The organism is Pantoea trifolii (assembly GCF_024506435.1).
GTDB lineage: Bacteria > Pseudomonadota > Gammaproteobacteria > Enterobacterales > Enterobacteriaceae > Pantoea > Pantoea trifolii.
On record NZ_JANIET010000001.1, the window covers coordinates 1,273,240 to 1,291,447 of the forward strand.

Below are 18,208 nucleotides of genomic sequence, written 5' to 3' on the forward strand. Positions count from 1 at the left end.
CTTAAGGGATCACAATGCAGAACAGCGCGATGAAACCCTGGCTGGACTCCTCCTGGCTGGCCGGCGCGAACCAATCTTACATAGAGCAACTCTATGAGGATTTCCTGACCGATCCTGACTCAGTTGATGACATGTGGCGCGAGCTGTTCCAACAGCTGCCGGGCACTGGCGTGAAACCTGAGCAATTTCACTCCACCACGCGTGATTACTTCCGCCGCCTGGCTAAAGACGCCACGCGTTACACATCAACCGTGACCGATCCGGCAACCAACTCCAAACAGGTTAAAGTGCTGCAGCTGATTAATGCGTTCCGCTTCCGCGGCCATCAGCATGCCAACCTCGATCCGCTTGGCCTGTGGAAACAGGACAGGGTAGCCGACCTCGATCCGGCTTATCACGATCTGACCGACGCCGATTTTCAGGAAAGCTTTAACGTAGGTTCTTTTGCTATCGGCAAAGAGACTATGAGGCTGGCCGATCTGTTTGCGGCGCTGCAGCAGACTTACTGTGGCTCGATTGGTGCAGAGTACATGCACATCAACAACACCGATGAGAAGCGCTGGATTCAGCAGCGTCTGGAATCGGTGGTGGGCCATGCGTCTTTCAGCAGCGACGAGAAAAAAGGTTTCCTGAAAGAGCTGACCGCGGCAGAAGGCCTGGAAAAATATCTGGGCGCGAAATTCCCGGGTGCGAAGCGCTTCTCGCTGGAAGGCGGTGATGCGCTGGTGCCCATGCTGCGCGAGATGATTCGTCACGCCGGCAAGAGCGGTACGCGCGAAGTGGTGCTGGGTATGGCGCACCGCGGTCGTCTCAACGTACTGATCAACGTATTAGGTAAGAAGCCGCAGGATCTGTTTGACGAATTCTCCGGCAAGCACAAAGAACACCTCGGCACCGGCGATGTGAAATACCACATGGGCTTCTCGTCTGACGTCGAAACCGAAGGCGGCCTGGTGCATCTGGCGCTGGCGTTCAACCCGTCGCATCTGGAAATCGTGAGCCCGGTAGTGATGGGTTCGGTGCGTGCGCGTCTGGATCGTCTGGCTGAGCCAAGCAGCAACAAAGTTCTGCCAATCACCATTCACGGTGATGCTGCCGTTATCGGCCAGGGCGTGGTGCAGGAAACCCTGAACATGTCCCAGGCGCGTGGTTACGAAGTGGGCGGTACCGTTCGCATCGTGATTAACAACCAGGTTGGTTTCACCACCTCCAACCCGAAAGATGCGCGTTCTACGCCGTACTGCACTGATATCGGCAAGATGGTGCTGGCACCGATTTTCCACGTTAACGCGGACGATCCAGAAGCGGTGGCGTTTGTGACTCGCCTGGCGCTGGATTATCGCAACACCTTTAAACGTGATGTGTTCATCGATCTGGTGTGCTACCGCCGTCACGGCCACAACGAAGCCGACGAGCCAAGCGCAACTCAGCCGTTGATGTACCAGAAAATCAAAAAGCATCCAACGCCGCGTAAAATCTACGCCGATCAGCTGGAAAGCGAAGGTGTTGCGACCACCGAAGATGCCACCGAGATGGTTAACCTGTACCGCGACGCGCTGGATGAAGGCGAATGCGTGGTGCCGGAATGGCGTCCGATGAGCCTGCATTCGTTCACCTGGTCGCCATATCTGAACCACGAGTGGGACGAAAGCTACCCGGCAACCGTGGAACTGAAACGCCTGCAGGAACTGGCGCGCCGCATCAGCAGCGTACCGGAATCGGTAGAAGTGCAGTCTCGCGTGGCCAAGATCTACAACGATCGCAAAGAGATGGCCGAAGGTAACAAAGCGTTCGATTGGGGCGGTGCAGAAAACCTCGCCTACGCCACGCTGGTTGACGAAGGGATTCCGGTGCGTCTTTCCGGTGAAGATACCGGTCGCGGTACCTTCTTCCACCGTCATGCGGTGATCCACAACCAGTCCAACGGCTCAACCTACACGCCGCTGCACCATGTCCATAACGGTCAAGGTCAGTTCAAAGTGTGGGATTCCGTGCTGTCTGAAGAAGCGGTACTGGCCTTCGAATACGGTTACGCCACCGCAGAACCGCGCGTGCTGACCATTTGGGAAGCACAGTTCGGCGATTTCGCCAACGGCGCACAGGTAGTGATCGACCAGTTCATCAGCTCCGGCGAGCAGAAATGGGGCCGTATGTGTGGCTTGGTCATGTTGCTGCCGCACGGTTATGAAGGTCAGGGTCCTGAGCACTCCTCAGCGCGTCTGGAGCGTTATCTGCAACTCTGTGCTGAACAGAACATGCAGGTGTGCGTGCCTTCAACCCCAGCGCAGGTTTACCACATGCTGCGTCGTCAGGCGCTGCGCGGTATGCGCCGTCCGCTGATCGTCATGTCACCAAAATCACTGCTGCGTCATCCACTGGCGATTTCCAGCCTGGAAGAGTTGGCCACCGGCAGCTTCCAGCCGGCGATTGGTGAGATCGACGATCTCGATCCGCAGCAGGTTAAACGCGTCGTACTGTGTTCGGGCAAAGTTTATTACGATCTGCTGGAGCAGCGTCGTAAAAACGAGCAGACCGACGTGGCTATCGTGCGTATCGAACAACTCTATCCGTTCCCGCACAAAGTCGTGCAGGACGTATTGAAAAACTATGCTCATGTGCAGGATTTCGTGTGGTGTCAGGAAGAGCCGCTGAATCAGGGCGCATGGTATTGCAGTCAGCATCATTTCCGCGAAGTGGTTCCATTTGGTGCGTCACTGCGTTATGCAGGCCGTCCGGCTTCTGCTTCACCGGCCGTGGGCTACATGTCCGTACATCAAAAACAGCAGCAAGACCTGGTTAATGACGCGCTGAACCTTGGTTAATAAAAAGGAAAGAAAATGAGTAGCGTAGAAATTCTCGTTCCCGATTTGCCTGAATCCGTAGCGGACGCAACGGTTGCAACCTGGCACAAAAAACCTGGCGACTCCGTGAGCCGCGATGAAGTACTGGTAGAGATTGAAACTGACAAAGTGGTGCTGGAAGTGCCTGCTTCAGCGGACGGCATTCTGGAAGCCGTGCTGGAAGAGGAAGGCGCTACCGTCACTTCTCGTCAGATTCTGGGCCGTCTGAAAGAGGGCAACAGCGGCGGGAAAGAGACTGCGGCAAAAGCGGAAAGCAAAGAGTCTACACCAGCACAGCGTCAGACCGCTTCTCTGGAAGAAGAGAGCAACGATGCGCTCAGCCCAGCGGTTCGCCGTCTGATTGCTGAAAACAACCTCGATGCCAGCCAGATCAAAGGCACCGGCGTTGGCGGCCGTCTGACGCGTGAAGATGTGGAAAAACATCTGGCGAAGAAAGCCGACAGTGGCAAAGCCGCACCAGCGCCAGCCGCTGCTGCTGCACCGCAGGCCGCTGTGGCTAACCGCAGCGAAAAACGCGTACCGATGACACGTCTGCGTAAGCGTGTTGCCGAGCGTCTGCTGGAAGCGAAAAACAGCACCGCGATGTTGACCACGTTCAACGAAATCAACATGAAGCCAATCATGGACCTGCGCAAGCAGTACGGCGATGCGTTCGAGAAGCGTCATGGCGTGCGTCTGGGCTTCATGTCCTTCTACATCAAAGCGGTGGTTGAAGCGCTGAAACGCTTCCCGGAAGTGAACGCGTCCATTGATGGCGAAGATGTGGTTTACCACAACTATTTCGATGTGAGCATTGCGGTTTCTACTCCGCGTGGTCTGGTAACGCCAGTGCTGAAAGATGTTGATGCGCTGAGCATGGCCGACATTGAGAAGAAAATTAAAGAGCTGGCGGTGAAAGGCCGTGACGGCAAGTTGACGGTTGAAGAGCTGACCGGCGGTAACTTCACCATCACCAACGGTGGTGTGTTTGGTTCGCTGATGTCGACACCAATTATCAACCCACCGCAGAGCGCGATTCTGGGCATGCACGCCATCAAAGAGCGCCCAATGGCGGTCAATGGTCAGGTTGTGATTCTGCCAATGATGTATCTGGCGCTCTCTTACGATCACCGTTTGATTGATGGTCGTGAATCCGTTGGCTATCTGGTCGCGGTGAAAGAGATGCTGGAAGATCCAGCTCGCCTGCTGCTGGACGTCTAATTTCGCCGGGCGCGCGGTGTGAAGGCGCGCCCAAACTCATACCTGAATGGATAGAACATCATGAATTTACATGAATACCAGGCGAAGCAGCTGTTTGCACGCTATGGCATGCCAGCACCGACAGGCTACGCCTGCACCACGCCACGTGAAGCCGAAGAAGCCGCGTCTAAAATCGGCGCAGGCCCGTGGGTGGTGAAATGTCAGGTTCATGCCGGTGGCCGCGGTAAAGCGGGTGGCGTGAAAGTGGTTAACAGCAAAGAAGACATTCGTGCTTTTGCTGAGCATTGGCTGGGCAAGCGTCTGGTGACCTATCAAACGGATGCGCACGGTCAGCCGGTAAACCAGATTCTGGTTGAAGCCGCGACTGATATCGATCAGGAGCTGTATCTGGGTGCGGTGGTTGACCGTGCGACTCGTCGCGTGATCTTCATGGCCTCGACGGAAGGCGGTGTTGAGATTGAGAAAGTGGCAGAAGAAACGCCACACTTGATCCACAAGATGGCACTGGATCCATTAGCGGGTCCACAGCCGTATCAGGGCCGCGAGTTGGCGTTCAAACTCGGCCTGACCGGTAAGCAAGTTAGCCAGTTCACCAAAATCTTTATGGGTCTGGCGACCATGTTCCTTGAGCGCGATCTGGCGATGGTTGAGATCAACCCGCTGGTGATCACCAAGCAGGGCGACCTGATCTGCCTCGACGGCAAACTGGGTGCAGACGGTAACGCACTGTTCCGTCAACCGGAACTGCGTGAAATGCGCGATCCGAGCCAGGAAGATCCCCGTGAAGCACACGCTACGCAGTGGGAACTGAACTACGTTGCGCTGGATGGCAACATCGGCTGTATGGTGAACGGCGCCGGTCTGGCAATGGGCACCATGGACATCGTGAAACACCACGGTGGTGAGCCAGCAAACTTCCTGGACGTTGGCGGCGGCGCAACCAAAGAGCGCGTAACCGAAGCCTTCAAAATCATCCTGTCTGACGATGCGGTAAAAGCCGTGTTCGTTAACATCTTCGGCGGCATCGTGCGTTGCGACCTGATCGCAGACGGCATCATCGGTGCAGTGGCAGAAGTGGGTGTAAACGTGCCAGTTGTGGTACGTCTGGAAGGTAACAACGCCGAGCTGGGCGCTAAGAAACTGGCGGACAGCGGTCTGAACATCATTGCAGCAACCAGCCTGACAGACGCTGCACAGCGTGTTGTAGCTGCAGCGGAGGGTAAATAATGTCCATTTTGATCGACAAAAACACCAAAGTCATTTGCCAGGGTTTCACCGGTGGTCAAGGGACGTTCCACTCTGAGCAGGCGCTGGCCTATGGTACGCAGCTGGTTGGCGGTGTCACGCCAGGCAAAGGCGGCACCACGCATCTCGGCCTGCCGGTGTTCAACACCGTGCGTGAAGCAGTAGAAGCGACTGGCGCAACCGCCACGGTTATCTACGTTCCAGCGCCGTTCTGCAAAGACGGTATTCTGGAAGCGATCGATGCGGGTATCAAACTGATCATCACCATCACCGAAGGTATCCCAACGCTGGATATGCTGACCGTGAAAGTGAAGCTGGATGAAGCTGGCGTACGCATGATCGGCCCGAATTGCCCAGGCGTGATCACCCCAGGCGAATGTAAGATCGGTATCATGCCGGGCCACATTCACCAGCCAGGCCGCGTCGGTATCGTATCGCGTTCAGGTACGCTGACTTATGAAGCCGTTAAGCAGACCACTGACATCGGCTACGGCCAGTCTACCTGCGTGGGTATCGGTGGCGACCCGATCCCAGGCTCTAACTTCATCGACATCCTGAAACTGTTCCAGGAAGATCCACAGACCGAAGCGATCGTGATGATCGGTGAGATCGGTGGTAGTGCGGAAGAAGAAGCAGCAGCCTACATCAAAGCACACGTGACCAAGCCGGTTGTCGGCTACATCGCGGGTGTGACTGCACCGAAAGGCAAACGTATGGGCCACGCAGGCGCCATTATTGCCGGTGGTAAAGGTACTGCTGATGAGAAATTTGCTGCGCTGGAAGCGGCTGGTGTGAAAACCGTACGCAGCCTGGCAGACATTGGTGACGCGGTTAAAGCGGTTCTGCCAATCAAATAAGCCAGTATTGACGGATATTGAAAAGCCACCTTCGGGTGGCTTTTTTTTGGGTAATAACCCGCCGAAAACAGGGGCAAAAAGCGCAACGGTTTCAAGAACAGCGGCTATGCTTACTCTGTCCTCAGGGTAAAGAAGGGAAAAATCACTGGATCTTCTTCAAACAATTGGCGCACGACTTTCCAGAACGAGGTTAAATAATTGTGGAAAAGGTAATTATATTCTTAATTATAAGGCGATGTTTTGACATCTAATTAACAACCACACTAACACTACATATCTGGAAATTTATAGTCTTAATCCAGATCAATAAATAGCGTGTTATAGGAAACTTTACCGCTAGCAAAACAGCGACTAACCGGTATAAATTGCGCTGCATCAATTCAGTCTTCGTCATAATTTTTCGGGAGTTTGTGCCAGGCGTTGTTATATCAATTCTGCCGCCTCCTCATTCCACTCCTGCTTAAAATTGACTGAAAGGATCGGTTTTTAAGGGAATTTTATCACTGTTACTCGCCATCTTCGGGCAACAGCTTTCTCTGTTCTATCAGTAACAAAACTGGAATCAATAATCAGTCGTTCCTGAATCTTATTCTGCGCGTCAATGTCTGTTGTTTGCCGTTGTCATCCGCAGGGGAAGTTCATGCGAGGAGCAAGGAGTCATCATGTTAGATATTGTCGAGCTGTCGCGTTTACAGTTTGCCCTGACGGCGATGTACCATTTCCTGTTCGTGCCATTAACGCTGGGTATGGCGTTTTTATTGGCGATCATGGAAACCGTATATGTCCTGACGGGGAAACAAATTTATAAAGATATGACTAAGTTCTGGGGCAAGTTGTTTGGTATCAACTTTGCGCTTGGCGTGGCTACCGGCCTGACCATGGAATTCCAGTTCGGTACCAACTGGTCATATTACTCACATTACGTCGGCGATATCTTCGGTGCGCCGCTCGCCATTGAAGGATTAATGGCGTTCTTCCTCGAATCCACCTTTGTTGGCCTGTTCTTCTTCGGCTGGGATCGTCTGGGCAAGGTGCAACACCTTGCTGTGACCTGGCTGGTGGCGCTCGGTTCCAATATGTCCGCGCTGTGGATTCTGGTGGCGAACGGCTGGATGCAAAACCCGATTGCTTCCGAGTTCAATTTTGAAACCATGCGTATGGAGATGCTGAGCTTCTCCGAGCTGGTGCTAAACCCGGTTGCGCAGGTGAAGTTTGTGCATACCGTGGCCGCTGGCTACACCACAGGTGCAATGTTCATCCTGGGTATCAGCGCATGGTATCTGCTGAAAGGGCGCGATATTGCTTTCGCTAAACGCTCTTTCGCTATCGCAGCCAGCTTCGGTATGGCGGCGATTTTGTCGGTGATCGTGCTGGGTGACGAATCTGGTTATGAAATCGGCGACGTGCAGAAAACCAAACTGGCGGCGATTGAAGCAGAATGGGAAACCCAACCGGCTCCAGCTGCGTTTACGCTGTTTGGTATTCCGGACCAGGAAACGCAGGAAAACAAATATGCGATTCAGATTCCGTATCTGCTCGGTTTGATCGCCACGCGTTCTGTTGATACGCCCGTGACCGGTTTGAAAGATCTGCTGGCGCAGCATGAAGTTCGTATTCGTAACGGCATGAAAGCCTACGCGCTGCTGAACGAACTGCGTGGTGGTAGTAAAGATCCTGCTGTGCGCAGCCAGTTTGAAGCCAGCAAAAAGGATCTGGGTTATGGCCTGCTGCTGAAGCGCTATACACCGGATGTGGCTAACGCCAGCGAAGAGCAGATTCAGAAAGCCACGAAAGACTCAATCCCACGCGTTGCACCGCTGTACTTCGCCTTCCGCATCATGGTGCTGGGCGGCGTGCTGATGCTGGGCATCATTGCACTCTCCTTCTGGAGCGTGATTCGTAACCGCATCGGTAAGTCGCGCTGGTTACTGAAAGCCGCGTTGTATGGCATTCCATTGCCATGGATTGCGATTGAAGCGGGTTGGTTCGTTGCCGAGTATGGTCGTCAGCCGTGGGCAATTGGTGAAGTGCTGCCAACCGCAGTCGCTAACTCCTCATTGACCGTCGGCGATCTGCTGTTCTCAATGACGCTGATTTGCGGTCTCTACACTTTGTTCCTCGTGGCGGAAATGTACCTGATGTTCAAGTTCGCGCGCCTCGGTCCAAGCAGCCTGAAAACCGGCCGCTATCATCATGAAACGCTGAAGACATCATCTCAGCCGGCGCGTGGATAAGGAGAGCGACCATGTTTGATTACGAAGTATTGCGCTTTGTCTGGTGGCTGCTGATTGGCGTGTTGCTGATTGGTTTTGCGGTCACCGATGGCTTTGATATGGGCGTCGGTATGCTGACCCGCATTCTCGGACGCACCGATACCGAACGTCGCATCATGATTAACAGCATTGCGCCGCACTGGGACGGCAACCAGGTTTGGCTGATCACCGCCGGTGGCGCGCTGTTCGCCGCCTGGCCAATGGTGTATGCGGCTGCGTTCTCCGGCTTCTATGTGGCAATGATTCTGGTGCTGGCTTCACTGTTCTTCCGTCCGGTGGGTTTTGATTACCGTTCGAAGATTGAAGATATGCGCTGGCGTGGCATGTGGGATTGGGGCATTTTCATCGGCAGCTTTGTCCCGCCGCTGGTAATTGGTGTGGCATTCGGCAACCTGCTGCAAGGCGTGCCGTTCCATGCTGACGAATATCTGCGCCTCTTCTATACCGGCAACTTCTTCCAGCTGCTGAATCCGTTTGGCTTGCTGGCCGGCGTGGTGAGTGTGGCGATGATTCTGACGCAGGGCGCAACTTATCTGCAGATGCGTACTGCCGGCGAGTTGCACGTTCGCAGCCGCAGCACCGCGCAAATCTCGGCGCTGGTGATGATGGTGTGCTTCATCCTTGCCGGTGTGTGGGTGAAATACGGTATTGACGGTTATGTGCTGAAGAGCGTTATCGATCATCACGCCGCATCCAACCCGTTGGGTAAAGATGTGGTGCGTGAGGCTGGCGCATGGATGGTGAACTTCGAGCAGATGCCAGTGTTGTGGCTGTTCCCGCTGTTGGGCGTTGTGTTACCGCTGCTGACCATTCTCTTTTCGCGTATCGAGAAGGGCGCTCTGGCGTTTATCTCTTCTTCACTGACGTTAGCGTGCGTGATCATGACGGCCGGGATTGCGATGTTCCCGTTCATCATGCCATCCAGCACTGTGCCAGGCATCAGCCTGACGATGTGGGATGCCACGTCTAGCCTGCTGACGCTGAAAGTGATGACCATTGCCGCCATCATCTTTGTACCGATTATCCTGGCGTACACCGCCTGGTGTTATTACAAGATGTTTGGTCGTATCACCAAAGAACACATTGAGAGCAATACGCACTCCCTGTACTGATTAAGGAGATTGAGCATGTGGTATTTTGCCTGGATTCTTGGCACCTTGCTGGCCTGTGCGTTCGGTGTGATTACGGCGCTGGCGCTGGAGCATGTTGAAGAGAGCAGCGCCAAGGACGAGCAAGTCTGATGCGCACACTGATTCAGACGCTGTATCGTCTGATGGACAAGGGCCCACTTCGGGCCCTTTCGCTAATCCTCGCGTTGTGGCTGGCAGGCTGTGTGATTTGGCAGCCAACGCGCTTTGCCGCGCGTACCAGTGATTTAGCGATATGGCATGGAATGCTGCTGATTTGGGCCGTTTGCACCGGCGTGATTCACGGCACCGGCTTCCGCCCGCAGCGCCTGCGCTGGCAAGCGCTGTTTTCTCCGCTGCCGGCAATGTTGGTGTTAATCGTGGGAATTTTCTGGTTCTACCATTAAGTCCAGGCTCAGAACTTAAAAACGCTGCATTTTCAGGCGCTGACGTGAGGTTTTGTCAGCGTCCGGTCAAGAAACATCCTATAAATCCTTCCAGTTGTTAACGTGTGATAATTATTTTCGCCTGGCTCTGGCGGACCATTCCCAAGCCGATCTCACTTGCGTATAGTAGCAACGTTTAAAATGAGACCGGGATGTAGAGTGAGTACTACGCTGTTTCGCTGGCCGGTTCGTGTCTATTACGAAGACACCGATGCCGGTGGTGTGGTTTACCACGCCAGTTATCTTGCTTTCTATGAACGAGCACGTACCGAAATGTTGCGCCAGCACCATTTCAATCAGCAGGTCCTGTTGGAAGAGCAGGTGGCTTTTGTGGTACGACGCATGACGATCGATTTTGTTGCGGCTGCACGTCTGGACGATCTTTTGGAAATTCAAACCGAAGTGACCTCAATGACGCGTGCTACGATGACGTTCTCGCAGCGTATCGTGAATGCAGAAGGCAAAGTGCTAAATGAAGCAGAAGTCCTGATTGCCTGCATCAACCCACATCTAATGAAGCCAATTGCGCTTCCCAAGTCTATTGTCGCGGAGTTTAAGCAGTGACTGACATGAATGTTCTTGATTTGTTCCTGAAGGCGAGCCTTCTGGTCAAACTTATCATGTTGATTTTGATCGGCTTTTCTATTGCCTCATGGGCGATCATTATTCAGCGTACGCGCATTTTGAATGCGGCGGGGCGCGAAGCCGAAGCCTTTGAAGATAAGTTCTGGTCGGGTATCGAGCTGTCACGCCTGTATCAGGAAAGCCAGGGACGCCGCGACGAATTGAGCGGATCTGAGCAAATTTTCTATTCGGGTTTCAAAGAGTTTGCGCGCTTGCACCGTGCTAACAACCATGCGCCGGAAGCGGTTGTAGAGGGCGCGAGCCGTGCGATGCGTATCTCCTTCAATCGCGAACTGGAAACGCTGGAAACTCACATTCCTTTCCTTGGCACCGTTGGCTCCATCAGCCCGTATATCGGTCTGTTTGGTACGGTGTGGGGGATCATGCACGCCTTTATCGCCCTCGGTGCGGTAAAACAGGCCACGCTGCAGATGGTTGCTCCGGGTATTGCCGAAGCGTTGATCGCGACCGCAATCGGTCTGTTTGCGGCCATTCCTGCCGTTATGGCGTACAACCGTCTGAACCAGCGCGTTAACAAGCTGGAACAGGGCTACGACAACTTCATGGAAGAGTTCACGGCTATCCTGCATCGTCAGGCTTTCTCCACCGAAAACACGAAGTAAGTCGAGGTTTACGATGGCCAGAACCCGTGGTCGCGGTAAACGCGACCTTAAGTCGGAAATCAACATTGTTCCACTGCTGGACGTGCTGTTGGTGTTGCTGCTCATCTTTATGGCAACCGCGCCGATTATTACCCAGAGCGTGGAAGTGGATCTGCCGGATGCGACAGATTCCAAAACCGTCTCAACTGATGATAATCCACCGGTGATTGTTGAAGTGTCTGGTGTTGGCCAGTACAGCCTGGTGGTGGATCACGATCGTATGACGCAGTTGCCGCCGGAGCAGGTGGTGAGCGAAGCGCAGCGCCGGATTGAAGCCAATCCGAAAACGGTCTTCCTGATCGGCGGTGCGAAAGACGTCCCTTACGACGAAATCATCAAGGCGCTGAACCTGTTACATCAGGCAGGCGTGAAATCTGTCGGTTTGATGACGCAGCCGATTTAAAGCGAACCGTTTTTGGGAACCGAGTGTGTCGAAGGCAACCGAGCAGAACGACAAGTTAAAACGCGCAATAATCGTTTCGGTGATTCTGCACATCGTGCTGATCGCCTTACTGATTTGGAGCTCGTTTAACGAAAAAATCGAATCCAGCGGTGGTGGCGGTGGCAGTGATATTGACGCAGTGATGGTCGATTCCGGCGCCGTGGTTGAACAGTATAACCGCCAGCAGAATCAGCAACGAGACAGCCAACGCGCCGAGCAGCAGCGTCAGAAACAGTCGCAGCAGCAGGCCGAAGAGTTACAGCAGAAACAAGCTGCTGAGCAGCAGCGCCTGAAAGAGATGGAAAAAGAGCGCTTGCAGGCCCAACAGGAAGCCAAAGAGCAGGCGAAGCAGCAGGCTGAGCAGCAGAAAGCCGCTGAAGCCGCCGCTAAGCAGGCGCAGGAACAGCAGAAAACTGCCGAAGCTGCCGCAGCGAAAGCCAAGGCCGATGCTAAAGCGGAAGCCGATGCGCAAGCAAAAGCGGCCGCCGACGCCAAAGCCAAAGCGGCAGAAGAAGCTAAGCAAGCCGCAGCTGACGCGAAGAAGAAAGCGGACGCGGAAGCCAAAGCTGCCGCTGCTGAAGCGGCCAAAGAGAAAGCGGCGCAGCAGGCAAAAGCGGCCGCAGAATCGAAAGCCAAAGCGGATGCTGAAGCCAAAGCTCAGGCTGCTGCCGATGCAAAGGCGAAAGCGGCTCAGGAAGCGAAAGAAGCTAAAGAGCAAGCGGCTGCTGAGGCGAAAGAAAAAGCCGCTGCAGAAGCGAAAGAAAAGGCTGCTGCCGAGGCGAAAGCCAAGGCCGATGCAGCTGCGAAGGCCAAAGCGGATGCAAAAGCGAAAGCCGCTGCTGATGCCAAAAAAGCCGCCGCGGAAGCTGCGAAGAACGCAAACGCCGTTGACGATCTGTTAGGTGGTTTGTCTTCTGGTAAGAATGCACCGAAAAGTGGTACTGCGTCGGGTGGCGCTGCAGGGCAGGGCAATCAGAAGAAAGCGGGTGCATCCGGCGCGGACATCAACAATTACCTGGGCCAGGTGGTTGGCGCAATTCAAAGCCGTTTCTACGATGCGGATTTGTATAAAGGTAAAGAGTGCAACCTGCGCATCAAGCTGGCACCGGATGGTTTACTGATTGATGTTAAATCGGAAGGCGGCGACCCAGCCTTGTGTCAGGCCGCTATCGCTGCCGCGAAGCAGGCGCGTATTCCAAAGCCGCCTTCGCAGGCGGTGTATGAAGTGTTTAAAAACGCACCTATGCGTTTCAAACCAGAATAATGCAGTAACGTACGGCAGGTTGAACTAAGGTTAGCTCGCCGTACTCTATAAGTACTCGTGTTTTTCAGGAACTGTGCGAATTATCATGAACCTCTGGTTCAGGTAAGGGAGAAAAAATGAAGCAGGCACTTCGTGTAACCTTAGGTTTTTTTGTACTGCTGTGGGCAGCAATGCTTCATGCAGAAGTCCGTATTGAAATTACGCAGGGCGTTAACACCGCACGCCCTATTGGTGTGGTTCCGTTCCAATGGGCTGGCCCAGGCGCGGCACCAGAAGACATCGGCGGGATCGTTTCTGCTGACTTACGCAACAGCGGTAAATTCAATCCGCTGGACCGTTCACGTCTGCCACAACAGCCAGCCAGCGCGCAGGAAGTTCAACCTGCCGCATGGAGCGCATTGGGTATTGATGCGGTCGTGGTCGGCCAGGTAACGCCAAACGCTGACGGCAGCTATCAAGTTGCCTATCAGCTGGTGGATACCGGCGGCGCGCCAGGCACCGTGCTGGCACAGAACTCTTACAAAGTGACTAAACAGTGGCTGCGTTATGCGGCGCACACTGCCAGTGACGAAGTGTTCGAGAAGCTGACCGGCATCAAAGGCGCATTCCGCACCCGTATTGCCTATGTGGTGCAGACCAATGGCGGTCAGTTCCCGTATGAGTTGCGCGTGTCGGATTACGATGGCTACAACCAGTTTGTGGTTCACCGTTCACCGCAGCCATTGATGTCTCCGGCCTGGTCGCCAGATGGCAGTAAAGTGGCTTACGTGACCTTCGAAAGCGGCAAATCTGCGCTGGTCGTGCAGACGCTGTCCAACGGTGCAATCCGTCAGGTGGCTTCGTATCCGCGTCACAACGGTGCGCCAGCCTTCTCACCAGACGGTTCTAAACTGGCCTTCGCGCTGTCGAAAACCGGTAGCCTGAACCTGTACGTGATGGATCTGGCTTCTGGGCAGACGCGTCAGGTGACGGATGGTCGTTACAACAGCACTGAACCGACATGGTTCCCGGATAGCCAGACGCTGGCTTACACCTCGGACCAGGCCGGTGCGCCACAAATTTATAAAGTTGGTATCAACGGCGGTGCGCCACAACGTATTACCTGGGAAGGTGCGCAAAACCAGGATGCGGATGTGTCAACCGACGGCAAAACTATGGTGATGATCAGCAGCGCCGGTGGCGCTCAGCACGTCGCCAAACAGGATCTGGTAACGGGAGCCGTTCAAACAATAACGGACACGTTCCTGGATGAAACGCCGAGTCTGGCGCCAAACGGCACAATGGTAATCTATAGCTCTACTCAGGGGATGGGTTCCGTGTTGCAGTTGGTTTCAACCGACGGGCGTTTCAAAGCGCGTCTTCCGGCAACTGATGGACAGGTCAAATTCCCTGCCTGGTCGCCGTATCTGTGATGCATAGATCCCCTGCACGGCGGGGGATTAAAATGTATGGCAAACAAAATAATAGGATAAAGAAATGCAACTGAACAAAGTGCTGAAGGGTTTGATGCTGGCTCTGCCGGTTATCGCAGTAGCTGCATGTAGCTCACACAAAAACAACAACAACGATCAGACTGGTATGGGCGCTAACGACGGTGCTTACGGTGCTGGTCAGAACGGTAACATGTCTTCTGACGAGCAAGCGCGCCTGCAGATGCAGCAGCTGCAGCAGAACAACATCGTTTACTTCGGTCTGGACAAGTATGACGTGGCTTCTGACTACGCTCAGATGCTGGATCAGCACGCGGCATTCCTGCGTGGCAACCCGTCTTACAAAGTGACCATCGAAGGTCATGCGGATGAGCGCGGTACTCCAGAATACAACATCGCCCTGGGCGAACGTCGTGCAAGCGCCGTTAAGATGTATCTGCAAGGCAAAGGCGTTTCTGCTGACCAGATGTCTATCGTATCTTACGGTAAAGAAAAACCAGCTGTACTGGGTCATGACGAAGCGGCTTACGCTAAAAACCGTCGTGCCGTACTGGTTTACTAAGAAAATATCATGATGAGTAACTTCAGACTTCATCTGTTGAGTCTGTCGTTACTGGTTGGTTTAGCGGCCCCTTTGGGGGCTGCTAATGCCCAGGCGTCAATCAGTAGCGTTGGCTCAGGCTCGGTCGAAGACCGCGTCACCACTCTTGAACGTATCTCTAATGCCCAGGCTCAGCTTCTGCAGCAATTGCAGCAGCAAATGAGCGATAACCAAAGCGATATCGATTCGCTGCGCGGGCAAATCCAGCAAAACAGCTATCAGCTTAATCAGGTGATTGAGCGCCAGAAACAGCTTTATCAGCAAATCGACAGCCTCAGCTCCGGCAGTAACGGTGCGCAGGCCGGCGGTAGTACTGATGCCGCTGCTGCGGGTGCTACAGCGGCTGATAGCGGTAGCAGCGATAGCGCCAGTGCGGCCGCGCCAGCACAAACCGGCGATGCCAACACGGATTACAATGCTGCAGTTGCGCTGATTCTGGAGAAGAAGCAGTACGATCAGGCGATTACTGCCCTGCAGGCTTGGGTGAAGAAATATCCTGATTCTACCTATCAGCCTAATGCCAATTACTGGCTGGGTCAGCTGTATTACAACAAGGGTAAAAAAGACGATTCGGCCTATTATTTTGCCACTGTGGTAAAAAATTACGCGAAATCGCCAAAAGCCCCGGAAGCGCTGTTTAAGGTTGGCGTGATCATGCAAGAGAAGAACGACACGGCGAAAGCCAAGGCTGTCTTCCAGCAAGTGATCAAACAATTCCCAAATAGTGATTCTGCTAAGCAGGCGCAAAAACGTCTTGCCGGGTTGTAATTTGTGCTTAAAAGACCGGATTTCGTGTGATTTCTGGTCTTGCAGCATGAAAGGTAAGCAATTGAGACATTTAGTGGAAAATAAGGGTTGCGCCCTCCCGCTAAATCAGTAATATATGCCGCCGTTGCCGGGACATATCTTAACAAGTATCGGCAGCACTGAAGATGGGTCGTTAGCTCAGTTGGTAGAGCAGTTGACTTTTAATCAATTGGTCGCAGGTTCGAATCCTGCACGACCCACCATCTCAACCCGTTGTAAGTGAGATGATTTCTTCAGTAAGCTTCACAACCTTGATGGGTCGTTAGCTCAGTTGGTAGAGCAGTTGACTTTTAATCAATTGGTCGCAGGTTCGAATCCTGCACGACCCACCATCAAATAAAGGTTGTAAGCCCAGAGCGGGTCGTTAGCTCAGTTGGTAGAGCAGTTGACTTTTAATCAATTGGTCGCAGGTTCGAATCCTGCACGACCCACCAGTTATGTAGAAAGGCGCCCTAAAGGCGCCTTTTTGCTTTTCTACATTTAGAAAAAATTCTAGCGATGTTGCTTTGGGTTCGGTGCCGGGCTCTAAAAGGCGGGACGGATCGCGAAGACACAACACATCCCTGTGGATCGGCCTCGCCATCCATGGCTCGGACGCTTCGCTCCTTCCGCTCCCGCCTTTCAGAGCTTTCAGGCTCAAAAGTCGCTTCTAAAATTAGTGCACATTTTTGCATAAAGGCGGGGATAAGGGGCGGTGGAGTAAAGCTTCCGGCGCATGGATGCGCCGGCAGAGCCTACAGGGATGTATCCACGGCGACTTTACGCAACCGCCCCTTATTTCCGCCTGAAACGCACTATTTAGATTTCTTAACCGGTGTCAGACTTTTCCAGATATGCAGCACCGCATAGCTGCGCCACGGTCGCCAAACCTGCGATAACTGCTCCGCCACTTTGGCACTCACGCCGCCGAGGTTATTACGAATCGCAATATCCTCTTTGGGGAACGCATCAGGCCAACGCAGTGCGCGCATCGCGATATAACTTGCCGTCCACGGCCCAATCCCTTTCAGTGCCAGTAACTGCTGCTGAACCACATCAGGATTCACCGCACCGTTGAAGCGCAATGCGCCAGAAGCACAGGCCTGAGCCAGTGCCTGAATGGCATGTGAACGCGCATTGACAATCCCCAGGCTGGCGATATCATCGATGCTCGCCGCCGCAAGCGACTCCGCATTCGGCGGCAAACGCGAAAGTTCTGGCCACGGCGTTACCAGCGGCTCACCAAAGCGCTGTGCCATTCGGCTACTTAACGTGGTTGCCGCTTTAACCGTAACCTGCTGTCCGAGTATCGCGCGCACACCCAACTCAAAGCCGTCAAACGCACCAGGAACGCGTAAACCGGGGAAGCGCGACAAGCTCTCGGCTAAAAGCGGATCGTGGCTTAGATGCTCTGCTATGCGCTGTGGCTGAGCATCCAGGTCAAACAGATCGCGCAGACGACGCAGCAAAGCGGGCAGCACCGGCGTCAATGACGTTGTGAATTGCACCTTCAGCGACTGTTTCTCCGCAACATGGCTCACGCGCACCCAGCCGCGACAGTTGCCCAGCGCCACGGTGCGGTGATAAATGCCCTCGTTCACCCATTCCACTTCCTTCATCACGCGCTGCTGCAGGAAATCGAGCATCGCATCCCAATCGTAAGGCGGCCGATAACTCAGGCGCAGTTCAGCGCTCTCCTGCGTGCTCTTCACGGCGTCGGGTTGATTCTGTTTGCGCAGGCGGGAAGGCGTCATGCGATAGCGCGCCTGGAAGACATCGTTGAAACGCCTCAGACTGCGAAAGCCGCTGGCATAAGCAATTTCCGTAACCGGCAGAGAGGTTTCCGTCAGAAGTTGCTTAGCGAGCAGCATACGACGTGTCTGACGCAGCTCTAAAGGCGATACGCCGAGCTCCTGCTGCACCACGCGACGTAATTGACGTTCACTCAGGTCAAACTCGCTAGCGATGTCTGCCAGCGTTTCCTGTTCTTCCAGCATGCCCTCTTCGATGCGGCGTATTAAACGGTCGGCAATGCGGTGATGGCTATCCACCGGCGCAGATCCGGGTGCCAGTTCCGGACGGCAGCGTAAACACGGACGGAAGTGCGCTTTCTCGGCGGCCTCTGCGCTGTTAAAAAACAGGCAGTTCTTCTGCATCGGCGCTTTTACCGGACAAATGGGGCGGCAATAAATGCCGGTGGATGTCACGCCAACAAAAAACAGCCCGTCGAAGCGGCTATCGCGCGACGTCAGGGCCTGGTAAGCAATTTCAGCATCAAACATCATTGTCTCCGGCAAATAAACGGCATAGTCGCGCAAGCTGAACAGGAAAACTCGCTGCTTTCGGACAGCTAACCAGTTTATGCTGATGACCGAAAACAGCCAGTTTCC

Annotated in this window: 16 protein-coding genes and 3 tRNA genes; 18 read left to right on the plus strand and 1 reads right to left on the minus strand. The window is 54.1% G+C overall.

All coding sequences use genetic code 11. The features are described from left to right. Positions 1 to 14: 14 nt before the first annotated feature. The 18 genes from sucA to NQH49_RS05950 all read left to right on the plus strand — a co-directional run bounded on the left by sucA (position 15) and on the right by NQH49_RS05950 (position 16,273). On the plus strand, positions 15 to 2,822 hold the full coding sequence (sucA, locus tag NQH49_RS05865) for a 2-oxoglutarate dehydrogenase E1 component (protein ID WP_256695937.1): 2,808 nt from the start codon (positions 15 to 17) through the stop codon (positions 2,820 to 2,822). Positions 2,823 to 2,837: 15 nt separating this feature from the next. Beyond that, positions 2,838 to 4,061 (plus strand): 2-oxoglutarate dehydrogenase complex dihydrolipoyllysine-residue succinyltransferase, encoded by a 1,224-nt coding sequence (gene odhB, locus NQH49_RS05870; RefSeq protein WP_256695938.1) that lies wholly within the window; start codon positions 2,838 to 2,840, stop codon positions 4,059 to 4,061. 60 nt (positions 4,062 to 4,121) lie between these two features. Then, the gene (gene sucC / locus NQH49_RS05875; protein ID WP_007890646.1) at positions 4,122 to 5,288 is read left to right on the plus strand and encodes an ADP-forming succinate--CoA ligase subunit beta; all 1,167 of its coding nucleotides are present in this window, start codon (positions 4,122 to 4,124) and stop codon (positions 5,286 to 5,288) included. Next, positions 5,288 to 6,163 carry a succinate--CoA ligase subunit alpha gene (sucD, locus tag NQH49_RS05880; RefSeq protein ID WP_101763214.1) on the plus strand — a complete coding sequence of 292 codons (876 nt, stop codon included), beginning with the start codon at positions 5,288 to 5,290 and terminating at the stop codon, positions 6,161 to 6,163. The genes sucC and sucD overlap by 1 nt, the downstream gene beginning before the upstream one ends. A 662-nt stretch (positions 6,164 to 6,825) precedes the next feature. Next, entirely contained in the window at positions 6,826 to 8,397 is a 1,572-nt protein-coding gene (gene cydA / locus NQH49_RS05885) for a cytochrome ubiquinol oxidase subunit I (protein WP_154153344.1), read from the plus strand. Between the two features lie 11 nt (positions 8,398 to 8,408). Further along, positions 8,409 to 9,548 carry a cytochrome d ubiquinol oxidase subunit II gene (cydB, locus tag NQH49_RS05890; RefSeq protein ID WP_008107378.1) on the plus strand — a complete coding sequence of 380 codons (1,140 nt, stop codon included), beginning with the start codon at positions 8,409 to 8,411 and terminating at the stop codon, positions 9,546 to 9,548. A 15-nt stretch (positions 9,549 to 9,563) separates the two neighbouring features. Continuing rightward, on the plus strand, positions 9,564 to 9,677 hold the full coding sequence (cydX, locus tag NQH49_RS05895) for a cytochrome bd-I oxidase subunit CydX (protein ID WP_007890642.1): 114 nt from the start codon (positions 9,564 to 9,566) through the stop codon (positions 9,675 to 9,677). Beyond that, positions 9,677 to 9,970, plus strand: a complete 294-nt coding sequence (gene ybgE / locus NQH49_RS05900) for a cyd operon protein YbgE (RefSeq protein WP_256695939.1) — start codon at positions 9,677 to 9,679, stop codon at positions 9,968 to 9,970. Before cydX ends, ybgE begins: the two co-directional genes overlap by 1 nt. A 198-nt stretch (positions 9,971 to 10,168) precedes the next feature. Further along, positions 10,169 to 10,573 carry a tol-pal system-associated acyl-CoA thioesterase gene (gene ybgC, locus NQH49_RS05905; protein WP_008107385.1) on the plus strand — a complete coding sequence of 135 codons (405 nt, stop codon included), beginning with the start codon at positions 10,169 to 10,171 and terminating at the stop codon, positions 10,571 to 10,573. Next, on the plus strand, positions 10,570 to 11,256 hold the full coding sequence (tolQ, locus tag NQH49_RS05910; RefSeq protein WP_256695940.1) for a Tol-Pal system protein TolQ: 687 nt from the start codon (positions 10,570 to 10,572) through the stop codon (positions 11,254 to 11,256). The genes ybgC and tolQ overlap by 4 nt, the downstream gene beginning before the upstream one ends. A gap of 13 nt (positions 11,257 to 11,269) precedes the next feature. Next, entirely contained in the window at positions 11,270 to 11,698 is a 429-nt protein-coding gene (gene tolR / locus NQH49_RS05915; protein WP_008107389.1) for a colicin uptake protein TolR, read from the plus strand. A 25-nt stretch (positions 11,699 to 11,723) separates the two neighbouring features. Further along, positions 11,724 to 13,001 (plus strand): cell envelope integrity protein TolA, encoded by a 1,278-nt coding sequence (tolA, locus tag NQH49_RS05920; protein WP_256695941.1) that lies wholly within the window; start codon positions 11,724 to 11,726, stop codon positions 12,999 to 13,001. Between the two features lie 116 nt (positions 13,002 to 13,117). Further along, complete coding sequence (gene tolB / locus NQH49_RS05925; RefSeq protein WP_101763208.1) at positions 13,118 to 14,413, plus strand: Tol-Pal system beta propeller repeat protein TolB; 1,296 nt, start codon at positions 13,118 to 13,120, stop codon at positions 14,411 to 14,413. Positions 14,414 to 14,477: 64 nt separating this feature from the next. Then, positions 14,478 to 14,993 (plus strand): peptidoglycan-associated lipoprotein Pal, encoded by a 516-nt coding sequence (gene pal / locus NQH49_RS05930; protein WP_008107396.1) that lies wholly within the window; start codon positions 14,478 to 14,480, stop codon positions 14,991 to 14,993. A 9-nt stretch (positions 14,994 to 15,002) separates the two neighbouring features. Then, complete coding sequence (gene cpoB, locus NQH49_RS05935) at positions 15,003 to 15,800, plus strand: cell division protein CpoB (protein ID WP_256695942.1); 798 nt, start codon at positions 15,003 to 15,005, stop codon at positions 15,798 to 15,800. 166 nt (positions 15,801 to 15,966) lie between these two features. Next, a tRNA-Lys gene (locus NQH49_RS05940) sits at positions 15,967 to 16,042 on the plus strand. A 53-nt stretch (positions 16,043 to 16,095) separates the two neighbouring features. Then, positions 16,096 to 16,171: transfer RNA gene (locus NQH49_RS05945), tRNA-Lys, on the plus strand. Positions 16,172 to 16,197: 26 nt separating this feature from the next. After that, positions 16,198 to 16,273, plus strand: a tRNA-Lys gene (locus tag NQH49_RS05950). Positions 16,274 to 16,633: 360 nt separating this feature from the next. On the opposite strand, the gene NQH49_RS05955 is transcribed toward NQH49_RS05950, so the two are convergent. Continuing rightward, on the minus strand, positions 16,634 to 18,100 hold the full coding sequence (locus NQH49_RS05955) for an AlkA N-terminal domain-containing protein (RefSeq protein WP_256695943.1): 1,467 nt from the start codon (positions 18,098 to 18,100) through the stop codon (positions 16,634 to 16,636). Positions 18,101 to 18,208 lie beyond the last annotated feature (108 nt).

Coding starts and splice junctions, on each gene's coding strand:
- sucA (WP_256695937.1), top strand. CDS start 15: ATGCAGAACAGCGCGATGAAACCCTGGCTGGACTCCTCCTGGCTGGCC.
- odhB (WP_256695938.1), top strand. CDS start 2,838: ATGAGTAGCGTAGAAATTCTCGTTCCCGATTTGCCTGAATCCGTAGCG.
- sucC (WP_007890646.1), top strand. CDS start 4,122: ATGAATTTACATGAATACCAGGCGAAGCAGCTGTTTGCACGCTATGGC.
- sucD (WP_101763214.1), top strand. CDS start 5,288: ATGTCCATTTTGATCGACAAAAACACCAAAGTCATTTGCCAGGGTTTC.
- cydA (WP_154153344.1), top strand. CDS start 6,826: ATGTTAGATATTGTCGAGCTGTCGCGTTTACAGTTTGCCCTGACGGCG.
- cydB (WP_008107378.1), top strand. CDS start 8,409: ATGTTTGATTACGAAGTATTGCGCTTTGTCTGGTGGCTGCTGATTGGC.
- cydX (WP_007890642.1), top strand. CDS start 9,564: ATGTGGTATTTTGCCTGGATTCTTGGCACCTTGCTGGCCTGTGCGTTC.
- ybgE (WP_256695939.1), top strand. CDS start 9,677: ATGCGCACACTGATTCAGACGCTGTATCGTCTGATGGACAAGGGCCCA.
- tolR (WP_008107389.1), top strand. CDS start 11,270: ATGGCCAGAACCCGTGGTCGCGGTAAACGCGACCTTAAGTCGGAAATC.
- tolB (WP_101763208.1), top strand. CDS start 13,118: ATGAAGCAGGCACTTCGTGTAACCTTAGGTTTTTTTGTACTGCTGTGG.
- pal (WP_008107396.1), top strand. CDS start 14,478: ATGCAACTGAACAAAGTGCTGAAGGGTTTGATGCTGGCTCTGCCGGTT.
- cpoB (WP_256695942.1), top strand. CDS start 15,003: ATGATGAGTAACTTCAGACTTCATCTGTTGAGTCTGTCGTTACTGGTT.
- NQH49_RS05955 (WP_256695943.1), bottom strand. CDS start 18,100: ATGTTTGATGCTGAAATTGCTTACCAGGCCCTGACGTCGCGCGATAGC.